At 38.6% G+C, this 298-nt stretch carries 1 protein-coding gene; it reads right to left on the bottom strand.

Going from position 1 to position 298, the window contains the following annotated elements:
- Positions 1-298, bottom strand: a 298-nt coding sequence (locus HT730_RS10315) for a G5 domain-containing protein (protein ID WP_173307536.1), incomplete at both ends; no start/stop codon positions are given.

Below are 298 nucleotides of genomic sequence, written 5' to 3'. Positions count from 1 at the left end.
TGGTTTAGCTGGTTCTACTGCTGCATCCGTTCCTTGGTTAGATGTAACAGATACAGGATACGAAGGAATAGATGATTGCTCAGGAACAACAACTTTTTCAGGTTCTCTCGTCCCTCTCCTTATACGTCTTTTTACCATCTCTTTAGTAATTTGACGAGAAGTAGTTTCTTCAATTGTTCCATCACGTTCATCTACAGTATAGATTGTAGTAAGCGTAATTTCACCAATTTCTCCTGCTTCTTCTATTTCTTGACCTTTATCAAGAGTTGGGTCATCGAGATATTCTGTTTCGATTGGA

The sequence above is a fragment of the Streptococcus sp. k-628 genome (genome assembly GCF_013277475.1).
GTDB lineage: Bacteria > Bacillota > Bacilli > Lactobacillales > Streptococcaceae > Streptococcus.
This window is presented reverse-complemented; position numbering and strand designations above follow the sequence as displayed.